The sequence below is a fragment of the Pseudomonas sp. P4_C8 genome (assembly GCF_056401975.1).
Genome location: NZ_JBFUIH010000005.1, coordinates 216886 through 242427 on the forward strand (window position 1 = coordinate 216886; position 25542 = coordinate 242427).

Consider the following 25542-nt stretch of genomic DNA (forward strand, 5'->3'; position numbering starts at 1 on the left):
TCTACCTCAGCTTCAGGGTGGCAAGGCCGACCAGGACGAGAATCACGGTGATGATCCAGAAACGGACGATCACGCGTGGCTCAGGCCAGCCCTTGAGTTCAAAGTGGTGGTGAATCGGTGCCATGCGGAACACACGGCGACCGGTCATCTTGAAAGAAGCAACCTGGATGACGACCGACAGGGTCTCCATCACGAACACACCGCCCATGATGAACAGGACGATTTCCTGACGGACGATCACCGCGATGGTGCCCAGGGCCGCGCCCAGCGCCAGTGCGCCGACGTCGCCCATGAAAACCTGTGCCGGGTAGGTGTTGAACCACAGGAACCCGAGGCCCGCACCGATCAACGCGCCGCAGAACACAATCAGTTCACCCGCGCCCGGTACATAGGGAATCAGCAGGTATTCAGCGAATTTCACGTTACCCGACAGGTAGCAGAAGATCCCCAGACCACCGCCGACCATCACGGTCGGCATGATGGCCAGACCATCGAGGCCGTCAGTCAGGTTGACGGCGTTGCTCGAGCCGACGATCACGAAGTAGGTCAGCACGATGAAGCCTGCGCCCAACGGAATGCTGTAATCCTTGAGCATCGGCAGAATCAGGGTGGTTTCCACCGGAGTAGCAGCGGTCATGTAAAGGAAGACCGCTGCGCCCAGACCAAACACCGACTGCCAGAAGTACTTCCAGCGGCTCGGCAAGCCACGGGAGTTTTTCTCGATCACTTTGCGGTAATCGTCGACCCAGCCGATGGCGCCGAACAACAAGGTCACCAGCAGCACAGTCCAGACATAACGGTTGCTCAGGTCGGCCCAGAGCAAGGTGCTGACGCCGATGGACGACAGAATCAGCGCGCCGCCCATGGTCGGAGTACCCGACTTGGACAAGTGCGATTGTGGACCGTCGTTGCGAACGGATTGACCGATCTGACGGTTCTGCAAGGTGCGGATCATCCACGGGCCATAGCACAGCGACAAGACCAGCGCAGTCAGCACACCGAGAATCCCGCGCAGGGTCAGGTACTGAAAGACCGCGAAGCCTTTGTAGAACTGTTGCAGATACTCCGCTAGCAGCAGCAGCATTAATGTTTCTCCAGACTGGACCCGCACAAAGCGGCGACGATGTTTTCCATCGCAGCGCTACGCGAGCCCTTGATCAAAATGGTGGTGTTGGTGTCTTGCTCGGCGCCCAGGGCCTTGATCAGCTCAGCCTGAGTGCTGAAGTGAAAGGCCTGTGGACCGAAAGCGTTTACGGCGTGAACCATGTTGGGTCCGACGGCATACAGCGCGGACACCTTGCCGCGGGCGTATTCACCCACATCGCGGTGCCCCTGCTCCGCCCAATCGCCCAACTCGCCGATGTCTCCGAGCACCAGGACGGTGCGACCGGAAAAGCCGGCGAGTATATCAACGGCGGCACACATGGAGGTCGGGTTTGCGTTGTACGTGTCATCAATCACGCGCATGCCATTGGTGGCCAGTTGCGCGACGGTGCGCCCTTTGACCGGTTGCACGGCGGCCAGCCCCGTGGCGATGCCGAACAGCGACACGCCCAAGGCATGAGCGGCAGCGGCGGCAGCCATGGCGTTTGCGACGTTATGCGTGCCGAGCAGGTTCAATTGAACGCGCTCCACCCCTTCAGGCGTGTGCAGGTTAAACGCCGGGCAACCACGAGCATCGCGGTCCAGGTCGCTGGCGTAGAAGTCGGCACTGAGGTTGCTCAGGGCGAATGTCAGCACTTTGCGCCCGGCCGCGCGGGCCTTCCAGATTTCAAACGCCTTGTCGTCGAGATTAAGAACGGCGATGCCATCGGCCTCGAGCCCTTCAATAATTTCGCCTTTGGCTTCAACGATTTTTTCCGGCCCGCCGAACTCGCCAACGTGGGCGGTCCCGGCGTTGTTGAGGATGGCCACGTGAGGTTTGGTCATGCCCACGGTGTAGGCAATTTCGCCAAGGCGCGAAGCACCGAGCTCGATCACGGCAGCGGTGTGTTCCGGCGCGAGTTCGAGCAAGGTCAGCGGTACGCCGAGGTCGTTGTTCAGGTTGCCACGGGTGGCCAACACCGGACCGCGCGTGCGCAGGATGCTCGCGAGCATTTCCTTGACCGTGGTCTTGCCGCTGGAACCGGTGATGGCCGCGACCGGGTTGGTGAACGCCGCACGGTTCAGTGCACCCAGTTGGCCGAGAGCCTGGCGGGTGTCATTGACCAGTAGCTGTGGCAGTGCGCTGTCGGCGACTTCGCGCTCGACCAACACTGCGACGGCGCCTTTGGCTGCGACATCGTTCAAATAGTCGTGACCATCGAAACGCGGGCCAGTCAGGGCAATAAACAGTTGGCCGGGCTTGATCGCACGGCTGTCTATGCTGACGCCGTCGAACGTGGCGTCGGCAGTGATCAGGCGAGCATTCAGCGCGCCAGTCAATTCGCTCAACTTCAAGGCTTTAAGCATGGGCCACCTCCCACGCGGTCAGGGCATGATCGGCCTCGACCAGATCGGAGAAGGCGTGACGCTCGCCGTTGATTTCCTGATAGTCCTCGTGACCTTTACCGGCCAGAACAATCACGTCATCCACCGAAGCGCTGGCGATCAACTGGGCAATCGCCTGGCCCCGGCCTGCCACGAAAGTCACTTTATCCACAGCCTTGAAGCCGGCGCGGATGTCATCGAAGATCACCGCCGGGTCTTCGGTGCGCGGATTGTCATCGGTCACCAGCACACCGTCGGCCAGACGCTCAACCACTTCAGCCATCAGCGGACGCTTGCCGCGATCACGATCGCCGCCGCAGCCGAACAGGCACAGCAAGCGACCTTTGGCGTGTGGACGCAGGGCCATCAAGACTTTTTCCAGCGCGTCCGGGGTGTGCGCGTAATCGACCACCACCAGCGGCTGAGTACCGCCACCCAGGCGCTGCATGCGACCGGCCGGGCCTTCGAGCTTCGGCAGGACGTGGAGGATTTCGTCCAGCGCGTAATCCAGACCGAGCAAGGCGCCGACCGCGGCCAGTACGTTGCTCAGGTTGAAACGACCGAGCAAGGCGCTGCGCAAATGGTGCTCGCCCTGAGGCGTCACCAATGTGGCGCGCACACCTTCGTCGTCGAATTGCGCTTCACGGCAATACAGGTAGGCGCTGGTGTCTTCCAGGCTGTAGGTGATCAAACGCGACTCACCCTTTTCGGCGGCCAGTTGGCGGCCGAATTCGTCGTCGAGGTTAATCACCCGGCACTTCAAATCGTTCCAGGCAAACAGCCTGGCCTTGGCTTCGCCGTAGGCCTGCATGGTGCCGTGGTAATCGAGGTGATCGCGGGACAGGTTGGTCATCACCGCCACATCAAACGCCAGCGCGGTCACGCGGCCCTGATCCAGACCGTGGGAGGAGACTTCCATGGCAACGGCTTTGGCGCCGGCCTTTTTCAGGTCGGCCAGGGTCGCTTGCACGGCGATCGGGTTCGGCGTGGTGTGCAGACCGCTTTCCAGCGCGCCGTAGAAACCGGAGCCCAGCGTGCCAACGATGCCGCAGTGTTGGCCCAGCAGATCGAGCGCCTGGGCCACCAGTTGAGTCACGCTGGTTTTGCCATTGGTGCCGGTCACGCCAATCAGATTCAAGTGACGGCTCGGGTCGCCATAAAAACGCCCGGCGATGTCCGACAGCTGCGCCGCCAGGCCTTTGACCGGAATCAGCGGCACTTCGGTGATCGGCAATACGGTTGCGCCTTCGACTTCATAAGCCACAGCGGCAGCGCCGCGTTGCAGGGCGTCGGCGATGTGCGCGCGACCGTCGAAGCGCCCGCCCGGGACGGCGAGAAACAGATCGCCAGCGCGCACGTTGCGGCTGTCGAGTGCCAATTCGCGGATCAACAGATCGCGACCGGCGTGGGCAAAAATTTTGTTCAGACTCAGAGACATCAGCCGCGCCCTCCATTGGCTTTCAGCGGTACGACGGGGGTTGCATTCGCGGTTTCAGTCGGCGGCAGGTTGTCCGGCGTAATGTTCATCAGGCGCAGTGTCCCGGACATCACTTTGCTGAACACTGGCGCCGAGACCAGACCACCGAAGTAACCGGCCTTGGTCGGTTCATCGATGACCACGACGATCGCGTAACGCGGATCGCTCATCGGCCCGAAGCCTGCGAACAGCGAGCGGTAAGAGTTCTCGGCGTAGCCTTTGGTGCCCACCGACGTCTTGCGCGCAGTACCCGACTTGCCGGCCACGTGATACGCCGGCACTTGCGCACGGAATACACCGCGCGGTGCCTCGATCACTTGGGTCAGCATGGTTTGCATGGTTTTCGAGACGGCTTCCGGCAGCACTTGCGTGGTCTGCGGCGCCTTGTCGGTTTTGATCAGGGTCAAGGGTGCGAGGCGACCGTTGTTGGCCAGCGCCGAGAAGGCGTGGACCAGCTGAATCGCGGTCACGGAAACACCGTAGCCGTAGGACAGCGTGGCGGTTTCAGCCTTGCGCCACTCGCGGTAGTTCGGCAGGTTGCCGACACGTTCGCCCGGGAAGCCGAGACCGGTGTCCTGGCCGAGGCCGAGTTTTTGCGCCAGACGGAAAATCGTCTCGCCGCCGATATCGAACGCGACTTTACTCATGCCGACGTTACTGGAATTGATCAGGATGCCGGTCAGGTCGAGTACCGGACCTTCGGACTTCGATACGTCCTTGATGGTGTACTTACCAATCTGCAAGGTGCCTGGATACACCTCGACGGTATCGCTCGGCTTCCAGCGCCCGGTTTCAATCGCGGCGCTCATAGAGACGGCTTTCATGGTCGAACCCGGCTCGAACACGTCGATCATCGCGCGGTTACGCATCATCGCCGGCTGCAGATTGCGACGGTTGTTCGGGTTGTAGGTCGGCTGGTTGACCATGGCCAGGATTTCGCCGGTCTTCACGTCCATGATCACCAGGCTGCCCGCCTTGGCGCCGTTCTCGATGATCGCGTTACGCAGTTCGCGGTTGGCCAGATATTGCAGGCGCAGGTCAATGGACAACGCCAAGGGCTTGCCGGCCTTGGCGTTTTTGGTGACCTGGACATCTTTGATCAGCCTTCCGCGCCGATCCTTGATGACTTGACGCTTGCCGGGGACCCCGGCGAGCCATTCGTCATAGGCTAGCTCGACCCCTTCACGACCGTGATCATCGATGTCGGTAAATCCAACCATGTGCGCGGTGACTTCACCGGCCGGGTAGAAACGCCGGAACTCTTCAATGCCGTAGACGCCCGGTACTTTCAGGTCAAGCACGGACTGGCCCTGCTCGGGGGTCAGCCCACGTACCAGGTAAATGAATTCTTTGTTGGCCTGGGCTTCGAGACGTTCAGCCAGGGCTTTAGGGTCCTGACCCAGGGCAGCCGCCAGTGCCGGCCACTTCTCTTTGGCCGTTTGCATTTCCTTGGCGTTGGCCCACAGCGTGGTGACCGGGGTACTCACGGCCAAAGGCTCGCCGTTACGGTCGGTGATCAGACCACGGTGAGCCGGAATCGGAATATGACGAACGCTACGCGCATCGCCTTGACCTTTAAGGAAGGCACGGTCGACGACTTGCAGGTCGATGATGCGCCAGGAAATCGCCGCAACCATGATGCCGAGCAATCCCACCACCACGCGGAAACGCCATGGGAACATTGCGCCTTCGAGTTTCATCATGGCGCCACCATCTTCACTTCAGCTGCGCCGGGAATGCGCATCTTCAGCTGTTCGGAGGCCAGTACTTCGATACGGCTATGGGCGGTCCAGGTGCTCTGTTCAAGGATCAAACGGCCCCACTCGGCCTGCGCCTTGTCGCGCACGCTCAACTCGTTGTACAGCGAGTTCAACAGCTGACGGTTCCAGTGAGCGCTGTACGAAACGCCGATCGCTGAAACAAGCACGCCCACAAACAACAGCAGCATGAAAAAGCTTCCGCCGGGCAGTGGCTTGGCGAAAAGCTTGCTCACCGCAGCTTCTCCGCCACGCGCATGACGGCGCTACGGGAACGTGGGTTGGCTTTGAGTTCGGCCTCGGAGGCGGACTTGGCTTTGCCATGGATTTTGATGATCGGTTCGAAAGCGACGTGACGTACCGGCAGGTTGCGCGGCAAGTTGTCGGCTTCACCTTTAACCAGTTTGCGCATGAACAGTTTGACGATGCGGTCTTCCAGCGAGTGGAAGCTGATAACGACCAGACGGCCGCCGACTTCCAGGCATTCCAGTGCGGCTTCGAGGCCGGCTTCCAGATCGCCCAGTTCGTTGTTGACGTGAATGCGCAGGCCCTGGAACGCGCGGGTCGCCGGATTCTTGCCTTTTTCCCACGCCGGATTGGCGACTTTCAGGACTTCGGCCAGGTCCGCGGTGCGCTCGAACGGCTTGATGTCGCGACGCTCGGCCACGGCCCGGGCCATACGACCGGAGAAACGTTCTTCGCCATATTCCTTGAACACGCGAGCGATTTCTTCCACCGGTGCGGTGTTGACGAACTCCGCAGCGCTGATCCCGCGGGATGGGTCCATGCGCATGTCCAGCGGGCCGTCATTGAGGAAACTGAAGCCGCGTTCAGGGTCGTCGAGCTGCGGCGAAGACACGCCGAGGTCAAGCAAAACACCACTGACCTTGCCGGCCAGACCGCGCTCGGCGACTTCCGAACCCAGCTCGGCAAAACTGCGCTGCACAACGACAAAGCGGCCGTCTTCGGCCGCTAGCGTCTGCCCGGTGGCAATCGCTTGAGGATCTTTATCAAATCCAAGCAACCGGCCATCGGGACCCAGCTGGCTCAAGATCAGCCGGCTGTGCCCGCCGCGCCCGAACGTGCCGTCCAGATAGCAGCCATCAGGACGTACGGCGAGAGCCTCGACGGCTTCGTCAAGCAGTACGGTGATGTGGTTAAAGCCGCTATCAATAGTCACAGGATCAAATCACGCAGTTCATCAGGCATAGAGCCCGGTTGTTGAATAGCAGCCAGGTCAGCGGCAGAAACCGCATCCCAGGCATCCTCGTCCCACAATTGGAACTTGTTCAGTTGGCCTACCAACATCGCGCGCTTATCCAACTTGGCATATTCACGAAGACGCGGTGGAACCAGAAAACGACCACTGCCATCGAGCTCGAGGTCGACGGCATTACCAATCAGTAAACGTTGCAGGCGGCGGTTCTCTTCGCGAAGCGAAGGCAGTGCGCGCAGTTTGGTTTCAATAACTTCCCACTCATCGAGGGGATAAACACACAAACATGGATCAACGGCGTCAATTGTGACGATTAACTGACCGGAACTACGCGAAACGAGCTCGTCACGGTACCGGCTCGGCATGGCGAGTCGGCCCTTTGCATCGAGACTGATAGCGTTAGCTCCGCGAAACACGTCAGCGTCTCTCCAAATTTTAGCGTTTTACGTTCAAAAAACCCACTTCATGCCACTTTCCGCCACTTGTGCACACTATAGGAATGCGGCCACCGCACCGTCAAGGCGCGGATTAAAGGAAAACCCTTACAGAACTGAGATTTAGGAGCGTAGGAGGAGGTGTTACGGAAATCCGACGTGTCATCACACTCAATAACTTGAGTCAGCACAGAGAGCTGCGCTCGAAAGTTAAAGTAGTTTGTTAAGAGTAAGATTTTTTTGGTATTACGAAAGTGCTTCTGCTGATGATTCGGTAAGGAGGGAATTTGCCACTACCAGCGCCCTGCTCAAAGATTCAAACAGGGAGGAAAAAAAGGTGGAGAGTCGATCTGTAAGCCGGGTTCTGTCTTGAACAGTCATTCGTCTACGATGGCCATCACTGGACATCTTTAGCAACCTACCCGGTCCCAGCGCGGGCCACGCCTTGGGACCCTATTTGGTCTTGCTCCAAGTGGGGTTTACCTAGCCACGAACTGTTGCCAGACGTGCGGTGCGCTCTTACCGCACCTTTTCACCCTTACCGGCGCCGAAGCGCTTAGGCGGTTATTTTCTGTGGCACTTTCCGTAGGCTCACGCCTCCCAGGCATTACCTGGCACTTCGCCCTATGGAGCCCGGACTTTCCTCCCCCCCCTAATTTTCATAGAGGGCAGCGACTGTCCGATCGACTCTCCGCCGCAAAGGTTAACGGCAGAGCGGCCGAAGAACAAGCGCTAAACGCCTTTGCCCCCCCTGCACGTCGGGTTTTACTCGCCCTTCTGCTTATCCAGCGCAACCTGATACAGCACATTCTTGCGCTCGCCGGTGATTTGCGCAGCCAAGGCGGCCGCACGCTTGAGCGGCATCTCTTCGAGCAACAGGTTGAGGATGCGCATCGCTTCGCTGCTGACCGCATCTTCAGTCTCAGGCGCAGCCCAGCCGGCCACCAGCACCACACATTCACCGCGCTGCTGATTGCTGTCCGACTCGACGAACTCACGCAACTCGGCCAATGGCAGACCTTTAAGGGTTTCAAAGGTTTTAGTGATTTCACGAGCCAGCAACGCCTGACGCTCGCCACCGAACACCAGCTCCATGTCTTGCAGGCATTCAAGAATGCGGTGCGGAGCTTCGTAGAAAATCAGCGTGCGCGGCTCTTCCTTTACCAGCTCAAGACGAGCCCGGCGACCGACCGCCTTGGCCGGCAGAAAGCCCTCAAAGATAAACCGGTCGGATGGCAAACCCGCTGCCGACAGAGCCGCGATCAATGCGCAGGCTCCCGGCACCGGCACCACATTGATCCCCGCAGCACGAGCCTGACGCACCAAGTGATACCCGGGATCAGAAATCAACGGCGTGCCGGCATCGGATATCAGCGCCACGTCGTCGCCTGCCAGCAGACGCGTGATAAAGCGGCTACCTTCATCCCGCTCGTTGTGTTCGTGACACGCTGCCAGCGGCGTGGGAATACCGAAATGCTGCATCAATCGCTGGGAGTGGCGAGTATCTTCGGCGGCAATCAACGCCACCTCACGAAGGATCTTCAGCGCACGCGCACTGATGTCGTCCAGGTTGCCGATGGGCGTCGCCACCACATAAAGCGAGCCAGCAGCGGAATTCAAAGCACCTGGAGCAGTCAAAGCGCACACCTCATGATCGGTAAAAAGTGACATTGTAGCGCGTAGCGGCGCTCGCGATACGCCTGGCCCTTCCCGGGTTTTCCCGCCTTTTGTGCAGTGTTGCAACATTTACACGAGCTAAATTGATCGATTCACGCCAGTAACATCGCGCCCCGGCCAGTGCTTGGGTACAATTCCACGCTAATTTGATCGAGTAACAGGAACACTACATGATCGCTTGCCTGCGGCTGTTTACTGCCCTCTGCCTCGCTGCCTTGCTGGCGGCTTGCGCCAGCTCGCCCTCCTCCAGCCTTGGCGAAGTTCCACGGACCCCGAATGCCAGCGTCGAGCAACTGCTCGGGCAGGCCAATCAAAGCAAAGACCCGGAAGAAGCTGCCCTGCTGCGCCTGAGCGCCGCAGACGTGGCCTACCGCCAAGGGAATGCCGGCCAGTCCGCGCAAATCCTGCAGCAGGTTCCGGTCGAGCAACTCAAGCCAGGCCCACAAGTCTTCGCCAGTACGCTGGCGGCGGAACTGGCGATGGTGCGCAACCAGCCCAAAGCGGCGCTGACGGCCTTGAGCCATCCGAGCTTGCAACGCCTGAGCGAACTGCCGGCTGAGCAACAGGTTCGCACCGGCACAGTCCATGCCCGCGCCCTTGAAGCAGATGGCCAAACGCTGGCTGCCGCACGGGAGCGTATTTTTATCGCGCCAATGCTGAGCGGTGAAGCGGCCAGCAAAAACCACGATGCGATCTGGATCCTGATCGCTTCCCTGCCCACCGACCAACTGCAGCCCACCACCTCCGACGACCTCGGCGGCTGGATGGGCCTGGCACTGGCGGTGAAAACGGCCGGGACGCTGGAGCAACAACAAGCAGCAATCGATAACTGGCGCGCGCAAAACCCTAAACACCCGGCCGCCATTCATCTGCCGTTGGCACTGACCAACCTCAAGGACCTGGCCAGCCAACCCCTGAGCAAGATTGCCCTGCTGTTGCCACAAGACGGCCAGCTGGCATCGGTCGGCAAAGCATTGCGCGAAGGCTTCATGGCCGCTTACTACCAGGCCCAACAAACCGGCCAGAAGCCACCCGCCATCGAGTTTTATGACAGCTCGAAGCTGACGTCGATGGACGAGTTCTACCGCAAGGCCCAGGCCGATGGCGTGCAACTGGTGGTCGGCCCGCTGGAAAAACCACTGGTTAAACAGCTTAGCGCCCGCCCGCAATTGCCGATCACCACCCTGGCGCTGAACTACAGCGAAGGCGAACAAGGCCCGGCGCAACTGTTTCAGTTTGGCCTGGCCGCTGAAGACGAAGCCCGCGAAGTGTCTCGCCGCGCGCGCGCCGATGGCCTGCATCGCGCCGCGATCATGGTGCCAAAAGGCGAATGGGGCGATCGCGTACTCCGCGCATTCAGCCAGGACTGGCAAGCCAACGGCGGCACCATAGTTGTCACCGAGCGCGTAGACCAACCGGTTCAACTGGCCCAGCAGATTGCTGACATGTTCCAGCTGCGCCAGAGCGAAGGCCGCGCGAAAAGCCTGCAAAGCACCGTCGGCTCGCAGGTTGCCGCCCAGCCCTCGCGTCGCCAGGACATTGAATTCATCTTCCTGGCCGCCACTCCACAGCAGGCTCAACAGATCAAACCGACCCTGAACTTCCAATACGCAGGTGACGTGCCGGTTTACGCCACCTCTCACGTGTACAGCGCCAGCGGCGACGTGAATCAGTACAACGATATGAACGGCATTCGCTTCTGCGAAACTCCGTGGTTGCTGGACGCCAATGATCCGCTGCGCAGGCAGGTTACGGCTCAATGGCCACAAGCCTCCGGCAGCCTCGGTCGCCTGTATGCCATGGGCGTCGATGCTTACCGCCTGGCGCCACGCCTGGGGCAACTCAAAGCCTTGCCGGACAGCCGCCTCGAAGGTCAGTCGGGCAGCCTGAGCTTGACTCAGAACCAACGCGTCGTGCGTCAACTGCCGTGGGCTCAGTTCGTCAATGGCCAGGTTCAACGCCTTCCAGGCACCCCGAACTGATGCCTGACAGGTCACGCCAGCAAAGCGGTAAAGATGCCGAGCGCCATGCGCTCGAGCATCTTCAACAACAAGGTCTGCACCTGCTGGCGCAGAACTGGTTGTGTAAACGCGGCGAGCTTGATCTGGTCATGCTTGATGGCGATACAGTAGTATTCGTTGAAGTCCGCTACAGAAAAAACACCCAATGGGGTGGAGCGCTCGAAAGCATTGATGAGCGCAAACGGCAAAAACTGATTTTCGCTGCACAGTATTTTCTTCAGCGCGAGTCGCGTTGGGCCAATTCCCCTTGCCGCTTCGACGTGGTTGCCATCGACAGCAACCGTGATCAGTTGAACTGGCTGCAGAATGCCTTCGACAGTTGATCGCTTGCGCCCCGAACCGGACACTTTCACCCAACACTTTTGCTCTTTGCATTGCGGGCTGCACATTCATGTGCCGAGTAGCCGCGCTAATTAAGGTCACACAGATGGACATGCAATCCCGAATTCGCCAGCTTTTTCAGGCCAGTATCGACACCAAGCAAATGGCGATGGACGTACTTGCACCGCACATCGAGCAAGCCAGCCAAGTGATGGTCAACGCCCTGCTCAATGAGGGCAAAATGCTTTCCTGCGGCAACGGCGGCTCCGCCGGCGATGCCCAGCACTTTTCGTCGGAGCTGCTCAACCGCTTCGAACGCGAACGCCCGAGCCTGCCAGCCATCGCGCTGACCACTGACAGCTCGACCATCACCTCGATTGCCAACGACTACAGCTACAACGAAATTTTCTCCAAACAGATTCGCGCCCTCGGCCAACCGGGCGACGTATTGCTGGCGATTTCCACCAGCGGTAACTCGGCAAACATAATTCAGGCGATCCAGGCCGCACATGATCGCGAAATGGTTGTCGTAGCAATGACCGGTCGCGATGGCGGCGGCATGGCGTCACTGCTTTTGCCCGAGGACGTCGAGATTCGCGTACCGGCCAATGTCACCGCACGTATTCAGGAAGTCCACCTGCTGGCGATCCATTGCCTTTGCGATTTGATCGACAGCCAATTGTTCGGGAGTGAAGAATGACCCCTAATCGCCTAGGCCTATTGGCCTTGACCCTGTGCCTTGGCATCAGCGGCTGCACTTCGGTGGTTAACGCCAGCCGTGAAGCGCCGATTGAAGATGACCGCGGCACGCGCACCTTTGGCAGCAAGATCGACGATTCCCTGATCGATACCAAAGTCGGCGTAAACGTGGCCAAGGCCGACCCTGCCCTGGACAACGAATCGCACATTGTCGTCACCAGCTTCAACGGCGTGGTGCTGCTCGCCGGACAGACGCCTCGCGCAGACCTCAAGGCTAAAGCCGAACAGGCTGCCGCCGCTGTTCAACGGGTAAAAACGGTCCACAACGAATTGCAGATCATGCCGCCCTCCTCATTGCTGGCGCGCCAGAACGATGCCTGGCTGACCACCAAGATCAAGACCCAGATGCTCACCGACGCCTACATTCCTGGCTCGCGCATCAAGGTTGTGACCGAAAATGGCATCGTCTACTTGCTGGGTCTGGTGACCAAACAGGAAGCCACTCAGGCTACCAACCTGGTACAGGGCGTTTCCGGTGTGCAGAAGATTGTGAAGCTGTTTGAGTACATCGACTGACACCTGCTCCTGCAGGAGCACGGCTTGCCGGCGATAGCGTCTTTGAAATCGCCATCCCGTAGGAGCACAGCTTGCTGGCGATAGCGTCCTTGAAATCGCCATCGCGTAGGAGCACGGCTTGCCGGCGATGGCGTCTTTGAAATCGCCATCGCGAGCAAGTTCGGCTCCTACGGAAGTAATAAAAAAGGCGATCCATCCGGATCGCCTTTTTTATTACTTCACCACTTTCAAACTGGGTCGACCGCTGGGACGCGGCGGCTCGCTGTCGGGTGGCGGAATATCATCATCCGGCTCGATCTCCTCCTCGTCTTCCATAGGCGATTCCAGATCGAACACCATGCCCTGGCCATTCTCCCGGGCGTAAATCCCAAGGATCGAGGCGATAGGCACGTACAAGGTGTGCGGCACGCCACCGAAACGCCCTTCGAAACTGACCGCTTCGTTATCCATGTGCAGATGACGCACGGCTTGCGGCGACACGTTCAAGACAATTTGTCCGTCACTGGCAAAACCCTGAGGCACCTGCACCGACGGATACTCGGAATTGACCAGCATGTGCGGGGTGCAATCGTTGTCCACAATCCACTCGTAGAGCGCGCGGACCAGATAAGGTCGACTGGAGTTCATAGCGGCTCCTTAAGCCTTAGCGCATATCGCGTTCGACACCAGACAGACTCGCCTGGAATGCCTCACGCGCAAACGAGCGCTCCATATAATCAAGCAGCGGCTTGGCAGGCCGCGGCAGTTCAATACCCAAAATAGGCAAGCGCCAGAGTATTGGTAATAGGCAGCAATCCACCAGACTTTGTTCCTCACTGAGGAAAAACGGCTTGTCGGCGAATAACGGCGACACGCCAGTCAGGCTTTCGCGCAGCTCTTTACGAGCGACGACGCGGGCAGCTTCCTTGGTCCGTGAATCCAGGATCAGATCCACCAGGCCACACCAGTCACGCTGAATACGATGAATCAGCAGACGGCTGTTGGCACGCGCCACTGGATAAACCGGCAACAAAGGCGGGTGCGGGTAGCGCTCATCCAGATATTCCATCACCACGGTCGACTCCCACAACGCCAGGTCACGATCGACCAGGGTGGGCAGGCTTCCGTAAGGGTTCACCTCAATCAGTTTAGGCGGCTGACGACCAGCTTCCACGTAAATGATCTCGGCGCTGACACCCTTCTCTGCAAGTACGATACGCACTCGGTGGGAATAGTGGTCGGCGGGGTCGGAGTAACAGGCCAACCGATTGGTCACGCCCATGGCGGTCCTCCTCGCTTGTTGAAATTATCGGAAGCGGAAAAACGAGCGCGCCCAGAGGGCGCCTCCCGTAACGCCTGGATCACCAGGCTCGTTACACCTTCAGAGGCGCCCTTGGGCGCGCGCGATTAACAGCAATTGCTTGAAGCTTTATCAGTGCACATCTTTCCAGTATTCACGCTTGAGCAAATAAGCGAATACGAAGAAGAACGCCAGGTACAGCAAGACGTATGTACCGATGCGCTGATGTTGCAGCTTAACCGGGTTAGCCGAGTAAGCCAGGAAGGTTACCAGATTCTTGACCTTCTCATCGAACTGCTCTTCGGTCAGTGCACCGCTTTTCGGCACGATGGTCATCTGATCGCACGCTTCATGAGTCAAAGGCGTACCAGTCAACGGGTCAAATTGCTTCTTGCCGTCTTCGACGATCTGAACCTGCTTGCAACCGATAATCTGGCGACCCTGCAGACCAGCCAGCACGTTAGGCATACCGACGTTCGGGAAGACCTTGTTGTTCACGCCCCACGGACGCGACGGATCTTCGTAGAAAGACTTCAGGTAGCCGTAGAGCCAGTCAGTACCACGAACACGAGCCACCAGCGTCAGGTCGGGCGGAGCCGCGCCGAACCAGGCCTTGGCGTCTGCCGGCTGCATGCCGATGTTCATGTGGTCGCCAATCTTGGCGCCGGTGAGCACCAGCTTCGAGAGCATCAGATCATGGGGAACGCCAATATCATCGGCAACACGCTCGTAGCGTTGGAACTTGGCGCTGTGGCAGCCCATGCAGTAGTTGGCAAATGTACGCGCGCCATCCTGCAAGGCCGCCTTGTCAGAAACGTCGATGTCGACCTTTTCCAGCTCAGGACCACCGTGCTCAGCCCCGAAAGACAACATAGGCATAGCAGCAAGAATCAATACAGCAAATAGCTTTTTCATCAGCCAGTCACCCTTTCCGGAACCGGTTTGGTCTTCTCAAGCCTGGTGTAGAACGGCATCAGAATGAAGTAGGCGAAGTACAGGAACGTACATACCTGCGACAGCAGCGTCCGCTCTGGCGTTGGGGCCAATACGCCCAGCACACCCAGGATCACGAACGAGATGCAGAACACCCACAGCCAGATCTTGCTCAACCAGCCTTTGTAGCGCATCGACTTGACCGGGCTGCGGTCCAGCCACGGCAGGACGAACAGCACGGCGATGGCTGCCCCCATGGCGATGACACCCAGGAGCTTGTCCGGAATCGCCCGCAGAATCGCGTAGAACGGGGTGAAGTACCAGACCGGAGCAATGTGCTCTGGGGTCTTGAAGGCGTTCGCCACTTCGAAGTTCGGCTTCTCGAGGAAGTAACCGCCCATTTCCGGGAAGAAGAACACGATCGAGCAGAAGATGAACAGGAACACCACAACGCCGACGATATCTTTCACGGTGTAGTACGGGTGGAAGGCAATGCCGTCCAGCGGTACGCCGTTTTCGTCTTTGTATTTCTTGATGTCGACGCCGTCCGGGTTGTTCGAACCGACTTCGTGCAACGCCAGAACGTGCAGCACCACCAAGCCAAGGATCACGATCGGCAAGGCAACAACGTGCAGGGCGAAGAAGCGGTTCAGGGTAATACCGGAAATCAGGTAGTCACCACGGATCCACTGGGTCAGGTCGTTACCGATGACCGGGATCGCACCGAACAGCGAGATAATCACCTGGGCACCCCAGTAGGACATCTGGCCCCACGGCAGCAGGTAACCCATGAAGGCTTCAGCCATCAGCGCCAGGTAGATCAGCATGCCGAAGACCCACACCAGCTCACGCGGCTTCTGGTACGAACCGTAGAGCAAGCCACGGAACATGTGCAGATAAACCACGATGAAGAACGCCGAAGCGCCAGTGGAGTGCAACAGACGCAGGATCGAGCCGTACTCGACGTCGCGCATGATGTATTCGACGGAAGCAAACGCCTCTTCCGCCGACGGGTTGTAGCTCATGGTCAGCCAGACACCGGTGACGATCTGGTTAACCAGAACGAGCAGCGCCAGGGAACCAAAGAAATAGAAGAAGTTGAAGTTCTTCGGGGCGTAGTACTTGCTGAGATGGTCTTCCCACATTTTGGTCGCGGGAAAGCGCGCATCAACCCAATCCATGAACTTGCTCATCACGCTTTCTCCGTATCGACGCCGATGATGATGAGCTCATCGGTCTCATAGGAATGCGGGGGAACTGGCAGGTTCAAAGGCGCAGGTTGCGACTTGTAGACGCGGCCAGCCAGATCGTAATGGGAGCCATGGCAAGGGCAGAAATATCCACCTACCCATTTCGGACCAAGATCCGCCGGCGCCACTTCCGGACGGAAAGTAGGCGAACAACCCAAGTGCGTGCAAATACCGATCAGCAGCAGAATTTCTGGCTTGATCGAACGTGTTTCTGGGTTGACATAGGCCGGTTGCGTCGATTGTTTGGAATCAGGATCGGCGAGATCGCCTTCGATCTTTTTCAGATTCCCCAGGATTTCCGGAGTACGGCGGACAATGAATACCGGCTGGCCGCGCCACTCAGCAATCATCTGCTGGCCTGGCTCGATTTTGCTGACATTCACTTTCACCGGTGCACCTGCGGCTTTCGCCTTGGCACTGGGAAACCATGACCCCACGAACGGGACCGCAGCCCCCACCGCTCCTGCAGCACCCACCACGGATGTGGCTGCTACCAAGAAGCGACGCCGGCCTGTATTCACGCCGTCATTGCTCATTCAGTCCTCTCCCATCAGCTTTGTGGCCTGTTAAATCAGGCATCTACTAAGTAAATCTATGTGCTTATAAAAATTTTGCCGAATGGTAATGAAAAGCCCCAATTCTGACAAGGTAATTACCGAAGGGCTCCACTGCCAAGCCTTGTAGTATAGGGGCTCTACGGATGTGGCAAGTTGTCACAGCGCAATTCTTTGATAAATCGCACGTATAAAAAAACGCCCAGCTCCGCGAGGAAACTGGGCGTTCTTTTTCGAACGTGAAAGCGAATTAACGCTTCGAGTACTGCGGACGCTTACGCGCTTTACGCAGACCGACTTTCTTACGTTCAACTTCACGAGCATCGCGAGTAACGAAGCCAGCTTTGCGCAGAGCGCCACGCAGGGTTTCGTCGTACTGCATCAGTGCGCGAGTGATACCGTGGCGGATTGCGCCAGCTTGACCACTTACACCACCGCCGATCACGGTGACGTAGATGTCGAACTTCTCGACAGTCTCAGTCAATTCCAGCGGCTGACGAACTACCATGCGGGCAGTTTCGCGGCCGAAGAAATTATCCAGCGAACGGTTGTTGATGGAGATGTTACCAGTACCCGGACGCAGGAAAACGCGTGCGGTTGCGGTCTTGCGACGGCCAGTGCCGTAATTTTGAGTCGCCGACATAATGAACTATTCCGTTAAAACTTCAGTTCTTGGGGCTGCTGAGCAGTATGAGGGTGTACAGCGCCCGCATAGACTTTCAGCTTACGATACATGTCGCGACCCAGCGGGTTCTTAGGCAGCATGCCTTTGACCGCGGTCTCGATCACGCGCTCAGGGGCTTTGGCGATCAGCTTTTCAAAGTTGATCGACTTGATGCCGCCCGGGAAACCGGAGTGGGAGTAGTAGATTTTGTCGGTGGTTTTAGCACCGGTTACACGAATCTGCTCGGCATTGATAACGACGATGTAATCGCCGGTGTCAACGTGAGGAGTGTACTCAGCTTTATGCTTGCCACGCAGACGGCTCGCGATTTCGGTGGCCAGACGACCCAGGGTCTGACCTGCAGCGTCGACGACAAACCAGTCGCGCTGTACTGTTTCCGGTTTAGCAGTAAAAGTTTTCATTCTTTATAGCCTCAGGGGCCGCCCTGTAAATTAGACGGCGGATCTTACTGAATAGTGCGTACTTTGACAAGTCAAAGGCAGCCGGATACAGACGCTTTCGGGGGCTCGGGTCGGCGCGTCCGTTCAACGGCAAGATTCTTCGGCGGCGGCGCATCACTTCCACTGCAGAAAGAGGTGCGCAATTATGCAGATTGCGGAAAATATTTCAACCTGCTTTTATGATTGTTTTGCCCAAGGAGCACCTGATGGACTATCGACAGCTAGGCCGAACCGATCTGAACGTGAGCGCTATCTGCCTCGGAACCATGACGTGGGGCGAGCAAAACAGCGAAGCTGAAGCCTTCGCCCAGATTGAACGGGCCAAAGGTGCCGGGATCAATTTCATCGACACCGCCGAGATGTACCCGGTGCCGCCCAAGGCCGATACCTACGCCACCACAGAGCGCTACATCGGCAATTACTTCAAAAGTCGTGGTGATCGCACCGACTGGATCCTCGCCAGCAAGATCGCCGGCCCCGGCAACACCATCGACTACATCCGCGATAAAAACCTGCGCCACAACCGCCAGCACATCACGCAAGCCGTGGACGCCAGCCTCAAGCGCCTGCAAACCGACTACATCGACCTTTACCAGCTGCATTGGCCAGAACGCAGCACCAATTTCTTCGGCCAACTGGGCTACAAACACAAGAGCGAAGCCAACCTCACTCCACTGGAAGATACCCTCGAAGCACTGGACGAGCAGGTCAAGGCCGGCAAGATCCGCCACATTGGCCTATCCAATGAAACGCCATGGGGCACCATGCGCTTCCTCGCCCTGGCCGAAGCCCGCGGCTGGCCGCGCGCCGTATCGATCCAGAACCCGTACAACCTGCTCAACCGCAGCTTCGAAGTCGGTCTGACAGAGATTGCCATTCGTGAACAATGCAGCTTGCTGGCTTACTCGCCGCTGGCGTTCGGTTTCCTGTCAGGCAAGTACGAAGGTGGCGCGCGCCCGCCGAAAGGCCGCCTGAGCCTCTACAGCCGCTTCAGCCGCTATTTCAATCCACAATCGGAAGCAGCGTGCAGCCGTTACGTGGCACTGGCCCGTGAACACGGTCTGGACCCGGCGCAGATGGCGCTGGCCTTCGTGAATCAACAGCCGTTCGTCACCAGCAACATCATTGGGGCAACGACGCTTGAGCAACTGGACAGCAACATTGCCAGCTTCGAGCTGAAACTTTCGGACGAAGTGCTGGAAGGGATTGAGGCGATTCACAAGGATCACCCGAACCCGGCTCCTTGATCGCCTGAAAAAAAGCCTTCGCGAGCAGGCTCGCTCCCACAATGGTTCTGTGTCGATCACAAAATGGTGGTCAGACAAAAATCCAATGTGGGAGCGAGCCTGCTCGCGATAGCGGTCTAACAGTCACTGCAAGGTCAAAGCGACCGCGCAATAATCTCTTTCATGATTTCGTTGGTGCCGGCATAAATCCGCTGCACCCGCGCATCCGCCCATGCCCGGGCAATCGGGTATTCCCACATAAAACCGTAGCCGCCATGCAACTGCACGCATTCGTCGAGCACCTTGCATTGCAGGTCCGTGCCCCAATACTTGGCCATCGCCGCCGTCGGCACATCCAGCTTGCCTTGCAGGTGCAGTTCCAGGCAGCGATCGACAAACACCCGGCCAATCTGGATCTCGGTCGCCATCTCCGCCAGTTTGAAGCGGGTGTTCTGGAAGTCGGCAATCGCCTTGCCGAACGCCTTGCGCTCGCGGGTGTAGTCCAGCGTCCATTGCAACGCCGCTTCAGCCGACGCAAGCCCACCAATGGCCACGGTGAGGCGCTCTTGCGGCAATTCCTGCATCAGGTAAGCGAAGCCCATTCCGGCTTGCCCCAACAGGTTTTCCTTGGGCACCCGAACGTCCTGGAAGAACAGCTCCGAAGTGTCCTGCGCCTTCATCCCGACCTTTTCCAGACGCTTGCCCTTGTCGAAACCCGGGGTGTTGGCCTCGACCAAAAACAGGCTGGTGCCCTTGGCGCCGGCCTTTGGATCGGTCTTGGCCACGACAATCACCAGATCAGCCAGAAAGCCGTTGGTGATGAAGGTTTTCGAACCGTTGATGACGTACTCGTCGCCATCCAGTACCGCCGTGGTTTTCACCCCTTGCAGATCGGACCCGGCCCCCGGCTCGGTCATGGCGATCGCCGTGACCATCTCGCCAGACACCAGTTTCGGCAGGTACTTGTGCTTCAGAGTTTCACTGCCGTAATGCAGGATATACGGCGCCACGATGTCCGAATGCAGGGAAAAACCGATCCCGGTCAGCCCCTGGCGCCCGACCTCTTCGATCACTACCGCGCTGTACAAAAAGTCCGCCCCCAGCCCGCCGTATTCCTCCGGAAGATGCGAACACAGCATCCCCGCCTCCCCCGCCTTGTTCCAGAGTTTGCGGTCGATATAGCCTTGTTTTTCCCATTGCCCATGAAACGGCACAGCCTCTTTCTCGAGGAACGTTCGCACGCTGTCACGGAAAAGTTCGTGATCGGAGCTGAACAAGGTTCTGGGGATCATGCGGCACCTGTCGTTATTGTTAGAGGAGTTGATCTTCAGAGACTAAGCCCCGCATTCAACACAGGACACTGGACACATCAGACAAAAAATAAGACGATCCAGCCGTTTGATGACCACTTTCTCCTATAAAAATAAAGTTGAATTATGTCTAAGCAAGTCTCCACGCCCTTGCGGCGCGTCAGCATCCTGGCGATCGACCGAGTTTTCGCTTCCACCCTCCTGCAAGCCAAAGACTTTTTCCACATGGCCAGCTTGCGCCATGGCAAACAACTGGGCCAAGGCCTGACACCGTCGTTCGAAATCCGACTCGTCAGTCCCGACGGCGAACCGGTGAATAGCTTCAGCGATGTCATCATCCCGGTAGACGGTGGCCTGGAAAACACCGACATCATCATCCTCCCCGCCTTCTGGGATGACTTCGACACGCTCAGCAAACGTTATCCACAGATCCTGCCATGGCTGCGTGAGCAACATGCCCGCGGCGCGGTGTTGTGCGGCGAAGCGACCGGGGTGTTCTGGCTAGCCGAGGCGGGCCTGCTCGATGGCAAGGAAGCAACCACATACTGGCGTTTCTTCAACGCCTTCGCCGAGCGCTTCCCACAGGTTCACCTCAAACAGGACAAACATCTGACCGACGCCGACAACCTGTATTGCGCAGGCGGCACGACGTCGGCATGCGATCTCTACGTCTACCTGATCGAGCGTTTCTGCGGCGCCAACGTATCGCAAGCCGTGGCGCGGGATATCCTCTACGAAGTACAGCGCAGTTATACCCCGGGACGTATCGGTTTTGGCGGACAGAAGCTGCACCAGGATGTGATCATCCTGCAGATCCAGCATTGGCTCGAAGAGCATTTCGCCGACAAGTTCCGCTTCGAAGACGTGGCCCGCGAACACGGCATGAGCATCCGCAATTTCATGCGCCGCTTCCAGACTGCGACCGGCGACAAGCCGCTGCACTACCTGCAACGACTGCGCATCGAAACCGCCAAGGGCCTGTTGTCCGGCAGCCGCAAGAGCATCAAGACCATCAGCTATGAGGTCGGCTACGACGATGCGAGCTTCTTTGCACGATTGTTCCGCCAGCACACTGAATTGTCGCCGAACCAGTATCGGCAGCAATTCCAGCAGGCTGCGTAGTTCTCTATCCACACACAAAACCCATGTAGGAGTGAGCCTGCTCGCGATCGCGCCCGTCCATACAGCATTGATATGACTGACACACCGCTATCGCGAGCAGGCTCACTCCTACAAGGTTTGCGGTGAATTCTGGACATAAAAAAGGGCCTGAATTTGCAGGCCCTTTTTTATGTTTTCGAATCGTCTACGGCTTATGCGCCCGGGACAGGAATTCGTGCGACTGCATCTCCAGCAGACGGCTGAGTGTGCGCTGGAACTCGAAGTTCAGGCGACCACCGGTGTAGAGGTCTTTGAGCTCGACTTCGGCAGAAATGATCAGCTTGACGTTACGGTCGTAAAACTCGTCGACCATGTTGATAAAGCGACGGGCGATGTCGTCAGTGGTGACGCTCATCTGCTCGACATCGCTGAGCAACACGGCGTGGAAGATCTTGCCCAGTTCGATGTAGTCGTTCTGGCTACGCGGGCCATCGCACAGTTCGCGGAAGTCAAACCAGGCCACGTCATCGCACGTGCGTACGGCGCGGATTGCGCGATTCTCGATCATCAGCACGTCGTTCTCGACCGCGGCAGTGCATTCCGGCGTCAGCGCACGGAAGCTCTTGCGCAGGCTGTCCTGAGCGGCGTCATCCAGCGGAAAGTGGAACAACTCCGCTTGCTCAAGATGACGCAGGCGGTAATCGACACCACTGTCGACGTTGACGATGTCGGTGTTCTGCTTGATCAGCGCGATGGCCGGCAGGAAGCGCGCGCGTTGCAGGCCGTCCTTGTACAGACCGTCCGGTACGATGTTCGAGGTCGCGACCAGGGTCACGCCATTCTTGAACAGCTCTTCCATCAGCGTGCCGAGGATCATGGCATCGGTGATGTCGGAGACGAAAAATTCATCGAAGCAAATCACTCGCGACTCGTCGGAGAAACGCTTGGCGATGATGGTCAGCGGGTTTTTCTCGCCGCCAAGGGTCTTCATCTCTTCGTGCACACGCTTCATGAAGCGGTGGAAGTGAGTTCGGGTCTTTTCCTTGAACGGCAGCGCTTCGAAGAAGGTGTCGACAAGGTAAGTCTTGCCGCGACCCACGCCGCCCCAGAAGTACAGGCCCTTGACCGGCGCCTGCTCTTTCTTGCCAAACAGTTTGCCGAGCAGGCCCGGCTTGTTCTGCGAGGCCGCGACCAGATCGTCGTACAGGCGCTGCAAATGGCGCACAGCAGTTTCCTGCGCGGCGTCATGGAAGAATTCCGGGCGCTTCAGATCAGCTTGATATCGTTCTAGGGGCGTCATAATTCGTTAGCAAGGCAACAAAAACGGGCCGTCACTGTAGCGACGGCCCGGGGGAATGGCAATCGGCCCTTGGTCGGGTCGAGCCGCTGATTTATTCCTGAACCGGCGTCAGCGCGACGCGCAGGGCGTCGATGGCGACGTCGCGAGCCGCGCTGTCGGCGAATGTCGGGCTATCTGCCACGCACTCGCCTTCGAGCCAGACACTGAAGCTCAGGTCTTCGCTGCGCACATCCAGAGGCTGGCCCGCTTGCAGTTGTTTGGTCACTTGCCCGGCGGTTTTGCCGTCGGCGAAGTTGCGCGACAGCAGCAGTTGCTCACCATCGGCCGCCAGCAGACGGAAGCGGAAGCTTCCGTCGTCTTCGCGGAAGCTGACGAAACGTGCGGCTTTTGCGGCTTTTTTCTTGGTGGTGGCGGCGACTTGAGTCTGCGCCACGAAAGAACGCAGGCCGACCGCTTCACGCAGCTCGTTCAAGAACGGCGTCGCTACGGCACGGGCTTTTTTGGCACCGACTTGCAGCATGTCTTCCAGATCGGCCGGACGTTCCATCAGCTGGTAATAACGCTCGCGGGATTCGCCCAACTCGCTATCCAGCAATTGGAACAGACGATTTTTCGCCTCACCCCAACCCAGGCCCTGCAACAGTTCGCTACGGAACTCGTCGGACTGCTCCGGCGTAGCAAACGCTTGAAACAGCGTGAACAGGTGCGAATTGTCCGGGTCCTTGGCTTCGCCCGGCGCGCGCGAATCGGTGACGATCCGCGAAATCGCGTCCTTCATCTCTTTGGCGCTGCTGAACAACGGGATGGTGTTGTCGTAGCTCTTCGACATCTTGCGACCGTCGAGGCCCGGCAGCGTGGCGACGCTTTCTTCGATCAGTGCCTCAGGCATGGTGAAGAATTCTTTGCCCTGACCAAACAAGTGGTTGAAGCGCTGACCGATGTCGCGGGCCATTTCCACGTGCTGGATCTGGTCGCGACCGACCGGCACCTTGTGCGCGTTGAACATCAGAATGTCTGCGGCCATCAGCACCGGGTAGCTGTACAAGCCCATGGTGATGCCGGCATCCGGGTCTTCGCCGGTCTCGACGTTCTTGTCCACCGAGGCTTTGTAGGCGTGTGCACGGTTGAGCAAGCCTTTGGCGGCGACGCAGGTCAGCAGCCAGGTCAGCTCGGGGATTTCCGGGATGTCGGACTGGCGGTAGAACGTCACGCGATCCACATCCAGGCCACCGGCCAGCCAGGTCGCGGCGATTTCCAGACGCGAGCGCTGGATGCGCTGCGGGTCATCGCATTTGATCAGGGCGTGGTAGTCGGCCAGGAAGTAGAACGAATCGGCATTGCTGTCACGGCTGGCAACGATCGCCGGGCGGATGGCGCCGGCGTAGTTGCCCAGGTGTGGCGTGCCGGTGGTGGTGATGCCGGTGAGGATACGGGTACGAGTCGTCATGGGTAATCGCTTGTCAGACTGCAATCAATTCGAAAGACGCGGCAGGATCAGATCCTTGAGATCGGTCAGCTTGCCATGAAAAAAGTGTCCGCATTCTGCCACTTTCAGCAGCTCATGGGGGCGCTCGAGTTTTTCGGACCAGTCGTAAACCAGCTGCGGATCGATGACTTCGTCGGTTTCCGGTTGAATCAGGGTCAACTCGCCCTGCTGCGACAGTTGCTCCTGATCGCCCAGGCGCATGACCGCAGGTGCGACCATAAACAAATGTTTCAATTGTTCGCCCTTGGCTTCCAGGCGTCCGCCGAGACTTGCTGCAACAAAACCGCCGAAGGAGAAACCGAACAGGGTCAGTTGCAAGTCCGGGTGCTTGACCCGCAGCCATTCGGCGACGGCTTGAGCATCGTCGACTTCACCAGTGCCCATGTCGTGCGTGCCTTCACTGGCACCGACTCCACGGTAGTTGAACCGCAGGGTAATCAAGCCGGCATCGCGCGCAGTGCGCTGCAGGGTCGAGACGACTTTGTTGAGCATGGTGCCGCCCTGCACCGGGTTCGGGTGGCAAATGAGCGCAACGCCGCGGGGCTGCTCATTATCCAGATACAAAGCTTCCAGTTGCCCGACCGGGCCATCAATCACTACAGGGGTTTCGCGCATAAGCAAGTAAGGAACTCCGTGACCTCTAATCGGGTCGACTCGTCTAGCAAATTGTCTGTGCCAACCTATTGCGAGTGAATCGCGGTATACAGCGCAGGTTCGAGCCGTTAACGTAAAGCAAAGCCGTTTATAGAGGAAGGACTCGTGGAACACTCGCTCTTAGTTTGGTTGTTACCGACTCTTGCCCTGGTTGTGGGTGTCGCCATTGGATTCCTGATCGCTCGCCTGGTGCCGAACGCCGCGCCCAGCAGCACGCAACGTCAGCTGGATGACATTCAGGAACGTTTCGACAGTTATCAGAACGAGGTGGTCACCCACTTCAACAGCACTGCAAACCTGGTCAAGAAACTGACTCAGAGCTATCAGGAAGTGCAGGATCACCTCGCCGAGGGTGCCAACCGTCTGGCCCTGGACGAGCAGACTCGCCAACGCTTGCTGGCCTCCCTGCACGCCGATGCGACAGTGGCCCCACGCGAACGCCTGACGCCGCCGCGCAATCAGGAGCCGCCTCGCGACTACGCACCAAAATCCCCGAACGCGCCGGGCATGCTGGATGAGCATTACGGCCTGAAGAAATAATCAGGTTTCGCGCAGTACAAAAGCCCTCGGACAAGTGATTGTCCGGGGGCTTTTTCATTGGTAATGATTTAGTTGTCTGCACTGACCCCATCGCGAGCAGGCTCGCTCCCACAGTTGATCGCGTTCCTCCTGTGGGA

26 protein-coding genes and 1 other RNA gene are annotated in these 25542 nt (G+C 58.4%); 7 read left to right on the plus strand and 20 right to left on the minus strand.

Annotation, left to right across the window (positions count from 1 at the left end):
* Nucleotide 1: 1 nt before the first annotated feature.
* The 9 genes from mraY to rsmI all read right to left on the minus strand — a co-directional run bounded on the left by mraY (nt 2) and on the right by rsmI (nt 9024).
* A complete protein-coding gene (gene mraY / locus AC1DWM_RS04870; RefSeq protein ID WP_027922688.1) occupies nt 2-1084 on the minus strand; it encodes a phospho-N-acetylmuramoyl-pentapeptide-transferase in 1083 nt (360 codons plus the stop codon).
* The gene (locus AC1DWM_RS04875; protein ID WP_477794733.1) at nt 1084-2451 is read right to left on the minus strand and encodes a UDP-N-acetylmuramoyl-tripeptide--D-alanyl-D-alanine ligase; all 1368 of its coding nucleotides are present in this window, start codon (nt 2449-2451) and stop codon (nt 1084-1086) included. The genes mraY and AC1DWM_RS04875 overlap by 1 nt, the downstream gene beginning before the upstream one ends.
* The gene (locus AC1DWM_RS04880; protein WP_223515279.1) at nt 2444-3907 is read right to left on the minus strand and encodes a UDP-N-acetylmuramoyl-L-alanyl-D-glutamate--2,6-diaminopimelate ligase; all 1464 of its coding nucleotides are present in this window, start codon (nt 3905-3907) and stop codon (nt 2444-2446) included. The genes AC1DWM_RS04875 and AC1DWM_RS04880 overlap by 8 nt, the downstream gene beginning before the upstream one ends.
* Entirely contained in the window at nt 3907-5646 is a 1740-nt protein-coding gene (locus AC1DWM_RS04885; protein WP_223515444.1) for a peptidoglycan D,D-transpeptidase FtsI family protein, read from the minus strand. Before AC1DWM_RS04885 ends, AC1DWM_RS04880 begins: the two co-directional genes overlap by 1 nt.
* Entirely contained in the window at nt 5646-5939 is a 294-nt protein-coding gene (gene ftsL, locus AC1DWM_RS04890; RefSeq protein WP_223515297.1) for a cell division protein FtsL, read from the minus strand. The genes AC1DWM_RS04885 and ftsL overlap by 1 nt, the downstream gene beginning before the upstream one ends.
* Nucleotides 5936-6883, minus strand: a complete 948-nt coding sequence (rsmH, locus tag AC1DWM_RS04895) for a 16S rRNA (cytosine(1402)-N(4))-methyltransferase RsmH (protein WP_411741845.1) — start codon at nt 6881-6883, stop codon at nt 5936-5938. Before rsmH ends, ftsL begins: the two co-directional genes overlap by 4 nt.
* Nucleotides 6880-7335, minus strand: coding sequence for a division/cell wall cluster transcriptional repressor MraZ (gene mraZ / locus AC1DWM_RS04900; RefSeq protein ID WP_223515300.1), 456 nt, complete (start codon nt 7333-7335; stop codon nt 6880-6882). Before mraZ ends, rsmH begins: the two co-directional genes overlap by 4 nt.
* Before the next feature lie 355 nt (nt 7336-7690).
* Nucleotides 7691-8044, minus strand: an RNA gene (rnpB, locus tag AC1DWM_RS04905) — RNase P RNA component class A.
* Between the two features lie 74 nt (nt 8045-8118).
* Nucleotides 8119-9024 carry a 16S rRNA (cytidine(1402)-2'-O)-methyltransferase gene (gene rsmI, locus AC1DWM_RS04910; RefSeq protein ID WP_223515303.1) on the minus strand — a complete coding sequence of 302 codons (906 nt, stop codon included), beginning with the start codon at nt 9022-9024 and terminating at the stop codon, nt 8119-8121.
* Between the two features lie 176 nt (nt 9025-9200).
* Between rsmI and AC1DWM_RS04915 the strand changes: the two genes are divergently transcribed.
* The 4 genes from AC1DWM_RS04915 (at nt 9201) to AC1DWM_RS04930 (ending at nt 12647) form a co-directional block, all read left to right on the plus strand.
* On the plus strand, nt 9201-11012 hold the full coding sequence (locus tag AC1DWM_RS04915; RefSeq protein ID WP_223515306.1) for a penicillin-binding protein activator: 1812 nt from the start codon (nt 9201-9203) through the stop codon (nt 11010-11012).
* Nucleotides 11012-11374 carry a YraN family protein gene (locus AC1DWM_RS04920; protein ID WP_223515308.1) on the plus strand — a complete coding sequence of 121 codons (363 nt, stop codon included), beginning with the start codon at nt 11012-11014 and terminating at the stop codon, nt 11372-11374. The genes AC1DWM_RS04915 and AC1DWM_RS04920 overlap by 1 nt, the downstream gene beginning before the upstream one ends.
* 104 nt (nt 11375-11478) lie before the next feature.
* Nucleotides 11479-12072, plus strand: a complete 594-nt coding sequence (locus AC1DWM_RS04925) for a phosphoheptose isomerase (protein ID WP_223515311.1) — start codon at nt 11479-11481, stop codon at nt 12070-12072.
* Complete coding sequence (locus AC1DWM_RS04930) at nt 12069-12647, plus strand: BON domain-containing protein (protein WP_452628112.1); 579 nt, start codon at nt 12069-12071, stop codon at nt 12645-12647. Before AC1DWM_RS04925 ends, AC1DWM_RS04930 begins: the two co-directional genes overlap by 4 nt.
* 213 nt (nt 12648-12860) lie before the next feature.
* Here AC1DWM_RS04930 and AC1DWM_RS04935 read toward each other — a convergent pair whose 3' ends face one another.
* From AC1DWM_RS04935 to rplM, 7 genes are all read right to left on the minus strand, one after another.
* Complete coding sequence (locus AC1DWM_RS04935; RefSeq protein WP_007943725.1) at nt 12861-13274, minus strand: ClpXP protease specificity-enhancing factor; 414 nt, start codon at nt 13272-13274, stop codon at nt 12861-12863.
* A 16-nt stretch (nt 13275-13290) separates the two neighbouring features.
* The gene (locus AC1DWM_RS04940; RefSeq protein WP_007905304.1) at nt 13291-13908 is read right to left on the minus strand and encodes a glutathione S-transferase N-terminal domain-containing protein; all 618 of its coding nucleotides are present in this window, start codon (nt 13906-13908) and stop codon (nt 13291-13293) included.
* 150 nt (nt 13909-14058) lie between these two features.
* Complete coding sequence (locus AC1DWM_RS04945) at nt 14059-14841, minus strand: cytochrome c1 (RefSeq protein WP_477794734.1); 783 nt, start codon at nt 14839-14841, stop codon at nt 14059-14061.
* The gene (locus tag AC1DWM_RS04950; RefSeq protein ID WP_223515319.1) at nt 14841-16052 is read right to left on the minus strand and encodes a cytochrome b; all 1212 of its coding nucleotides are present in this window, start codon (nt 16050-16052) and stop codon (nt 14841-14843) included. Before AC1DWM_RS04950 ends, AC1DWM_RS04945 begins: the two co-directional genes overlap by 1 nt.
* Entirely contained in the window at nt 16052-16645 is a 594-nt protein-coding gene (gene petA / locus AC1DWM_RS04955) for a ubiquinol-cytochrome c reductase iron-sulfur subunit (RefSeq protein ID WP_223515322.1), read from the minus strand. The genes AC1DWM_RS04950 and petA overlap by 1 nt, the downstream gene beginning before the upstream one ends.
* 268 nt (nt 16646-16913) lie before the next feature.
* Complete coding sequence (gene rpsI / locus AC1DWM_RS04960; RefSeq protein WP_002555064.1) at nt 16914-17306, minus strand: 30S ribosomal protein S9; 393 nt, start codon at nt 17304-17306, stop codon at nt 16914-16916.
* A 14-nt stretch (nt 17307-17320) separates the two neighbouring features.
* Nucleotides 17321-17749: a 50S ribosomal protein L13 gene (rplM, locus tag AC1DWM_RS04965; RefSeq protein WP_007905295.1), complete on the minus strand. Its 429-nt coding sequence runs from the start codon at nt 17747-17749 to the stop codon at nt 17321-17323.
* Nucleotides 17750-17994: 245 nt separating this feature from the next.
* Between rplM and AC1DWM_RS04970 the strand changes: the two genes are divergently transcribed.
* Entirely contained in the window at nt 17995-19035 is a 1041-nt protein-coding gene (locus AC1DWM_RS04970) for an NADP(H)-dependent aldo-keto reductase (protein ID WP_477794735.1), read from the plus strand.
* Nucleotides 19036-19169: 134 nt separating this feature from the next.
* Here the strand turns inward: AC1DWM_RS04970 and AC1DWM_RS04975 are convergent, their stop codons facing one another.
* A complete protein-coding gene (locus AC1DWM_RS04975; RefSeq protein ID WP_223515328.1) occupies nt 19170-20306 on the minus strand; it encodes an acyl-CoA dehydrogenase family protein in 1137 nt (378 codons plus the stop codon).
* Nucleotides 20307-20549: 243 nt separating this feature from the next.
* Between AC1DWM_RS04975 and AC1DWM_RS04980 the strand changes: the two genes are divergently transcribed.
* Nucleotides 20550-21446, plus strand: a complete 897-nt coding sequence (locus AC1DWM_RS04980) for a GlxA family transcriptional regulator (protein WP_223515450.1) — start codon at nt 20550-20552, stop codon at nt 21444-21446.
* A 184-nt stretch (nt 21447-21630) separates the two neighbouring features.
* Here the strand turns inward: AC1DWM_RS04980 and zapE are convergent, their stop codons facing one another.
* The 3 genes from zapE to AC1DWM_RS04995 all read right to left on the minus strand — a co-directional run bounded on the left by zapE (nt 21631) and on the right by AC1DWM_RS04995 (nt 24826).
* A complete protein-coding gene (gene zapE / locus AC1DWM_RS04985) occupies nt 21631-22725 on the minus strand; it encodes a cell division protein ZapE (protein ID WP_033049434.1) in 1095 nt (364 codons plus the stop codon).
* Between the two features lie 91 nt (nt 22726-22816).
* Nucleotides 22817-24172 (minus strand): tryptophan--tRNA ligase, encoded by a 1356-nt coding sequence (locus tag AC1DWM_RS04990; protein ID WP_477794736.1) that lies wholly within the window; start codon nt 24170-24172, stop codon nt 22817-22819.
* Between the two features lie 24 nt (nt 24173-24196).
* Nucleotides 24197-24826 (minus strand): alpha/beta hydrolase, encoded by a 630-nt coding sequence (locus AC1DWM_RS04995; protein ID WP_477794737.1) that lies wholly within the window; start codon nt 24824-24826, stop codon nt 24197-24199.
* Nucleotides 24827-24970: 144 nt separating this feature from the next.
* On the opposite strand from AC1DWM_RS04995, the gene AC1DWM_RS05000 reads away from it, so the two are divergent.
* Nucleotides 24971-25405, plus strand: coding sequence for a Z-ring associated ZapG family protein (locus AC1DWM_RS05000; RefSeq protein ID WP_223515336.1), 435 nt, complete (start codon nt 24971-24973; stop codon nt 25403-25405).
* Nucleotides 25406-25542 lie beyond the last annotated feature (137 nt).

What these genes read in the sequence shown, in the direction of transcription:
- mraY (WP_027922688.1), bottom strand. Translation starts at nt 1,084, where the DNA reads ATGCTGCTGCTGCTAGCGGAGTATCTGCAACAGTTCTACAAAGGCTTC.
- AC1DWM_RS04875 (WP_477794733.1), bottom strand. Translation starts at nt 2,451, where the DNA reads ATGCTTAAAGCCTTGAAGTTGAGCGAATTGACTGGCGCGCTGAATGCT.
- AC1DWM_RS04880 (WP_223515279.1), bottom strand. Translation starts at nt 3,907, where the DNA reads ATGTCTCTGAGTCTGAACAAAATTTTTGCCCACGCCGGTCGCGATCTG.
- AC1DWM_RS04885 (WP_223515444.1), bottom strand. Translation starts at nt 5,646, where the DNA reads ATGAAACTCGAAGGCGCAATGTTCCCATGGCGTTTCCGCGTGGTGGTG.
- rsmI (WP_223515303.1), bottom strand. Translation starts at nt 9,024, where the DNA reads ATGTCACTTTTTACCGATCATGAGGTGTGCGCTTTGACTGCTCCAGGT.
- AC1DWM_RS04915 (WP_223515306.1), top strand. Translation starts at nt 9,201, where the DNA reads ATGATCGCTTGCCTGCGGCTGTTTACTGCCCTCTGCCTCGCTGCCTTG.
- AC1DWM_RS04920 (WP_223515308.1), top strand. Translation starts at nt 11,012, where the DNA reads ATGCCTGACAGGTCACGCCAGCAAAGCGGTAAAGATGCCGAGCGCCAT.
- AC1DWM_RS04925 (WP_223515311.1), top strand. Translation starts at nt 11,479, where the DNA reads ATGGACATGCAATCCCGAATTCGCCAGCTTTTTCAGGCCAGTATCGAC.
- AC1DWM_RS04930 (WP_452628112.1), top strand. Translation starts at nt 12,069, where the DNA reads ATGACCCCTAATCGCCTAGGCCTATTGGCCTTGACCCTGTGCCTTGGC.
- AC1DWM_RS04935 (WP_007943725.1), bottom strand. Translation starts at nt 13,274, where the DNA reads ATGAACTCCAGTCGACCTTATCTGGTCCGCGCGCTCTACGAGTGGATT.
- AC1DWM_RS04940 (WP_007905304.1), bottom strand. Translation starts at nt 13,908, where the DNA reads ATGGGCGTGACCAATCGGTTGGCCTGTTACTCCGACCCCGCCGACCAC.
- AC1DWM_RS04945 (WP_477794734.1), bottom strand. Translation starts at nt 14,841, where the DNA reads ATGAAAAAGCTATTTGCTGTATTGATTCTTGCTGCTATGCCTATGTTG.
- AC1DWM_RS04950 (WP_223515319.1), bottom strand. Translation starts at nt 16,052, where the DNA reads ATGAGCAAGTTCATGGATTGGGTTGATGCGCGCTTTCCCGCGACCAAA.
- petA (WP_223515322.1), bottom strand. Translation starts at nt 16,645, where the DNA reads ATGAGCAATGACGGCGTGAATACAGGCCGGCGTCGCTTCTTGGTAGCA.
- rpsI (WP_002555064.1), bottom strand. Translation starts at nt 17,306, where the DNA reads ATGTCGGCGACTCAAAATTACGGCACTGGCCGTCGCAAGACCGCAACC.
- rplM (WP_007905295.1), bottom strand. Translation starts at nt 17,749, where the DNA reads ATGAAAACTTTTACTGCTAAACCGGAAACAGTACAGCGCGACTGGTTT.
- AC1DWM_RS04970 (WP_477794735.1), top strand. Translation starts at nt 17,995, where the DNA reads ATGGACTATCGACAGCTAGGCCGAACCGATCTGAACGTGAGCGCTATC.
- AC1DWM_RS04975 (WP_223515328.1), bottom strand. Translation starts at nt 20,306, where the DNA reads ATGATCCCCAGAACCTTGTTCAGCTCCGATCACGAACTTTTCCGTGAC.
- AC1DWM_RS04980 (WP_223515450.1), top strand. Translation starts at nt 20,550, where the DNA reads ATGGCCAGCTTGCGCCATGGCAAACAACTGGGCCAAGGCCTGACACCG.
- zapE (WP_033049434.1), bottom strand. Translation starts at nt 22,725, where the DNA reads ATGACGCCCCTAGAACGATATCAAGCTGATCTGAAGCGCCCGGAATTC.
- AC1DWM_RS04990 (WP_477794736.1), bottom strand. Translation starts at nt 24,172, where the DNA reads ATGACGACTCGTACCCGTATCCTCACCGGCATCACCACCACCGGCACG.
- AC1DWM_RS04995 (WP_477794737.1), bottom strand. Translation starts at nt 24,826, where the DNA reads ATGCGCGAAACCCCTGTAGTGATTGATGGCCCGGTCGGGCAACTGGAA.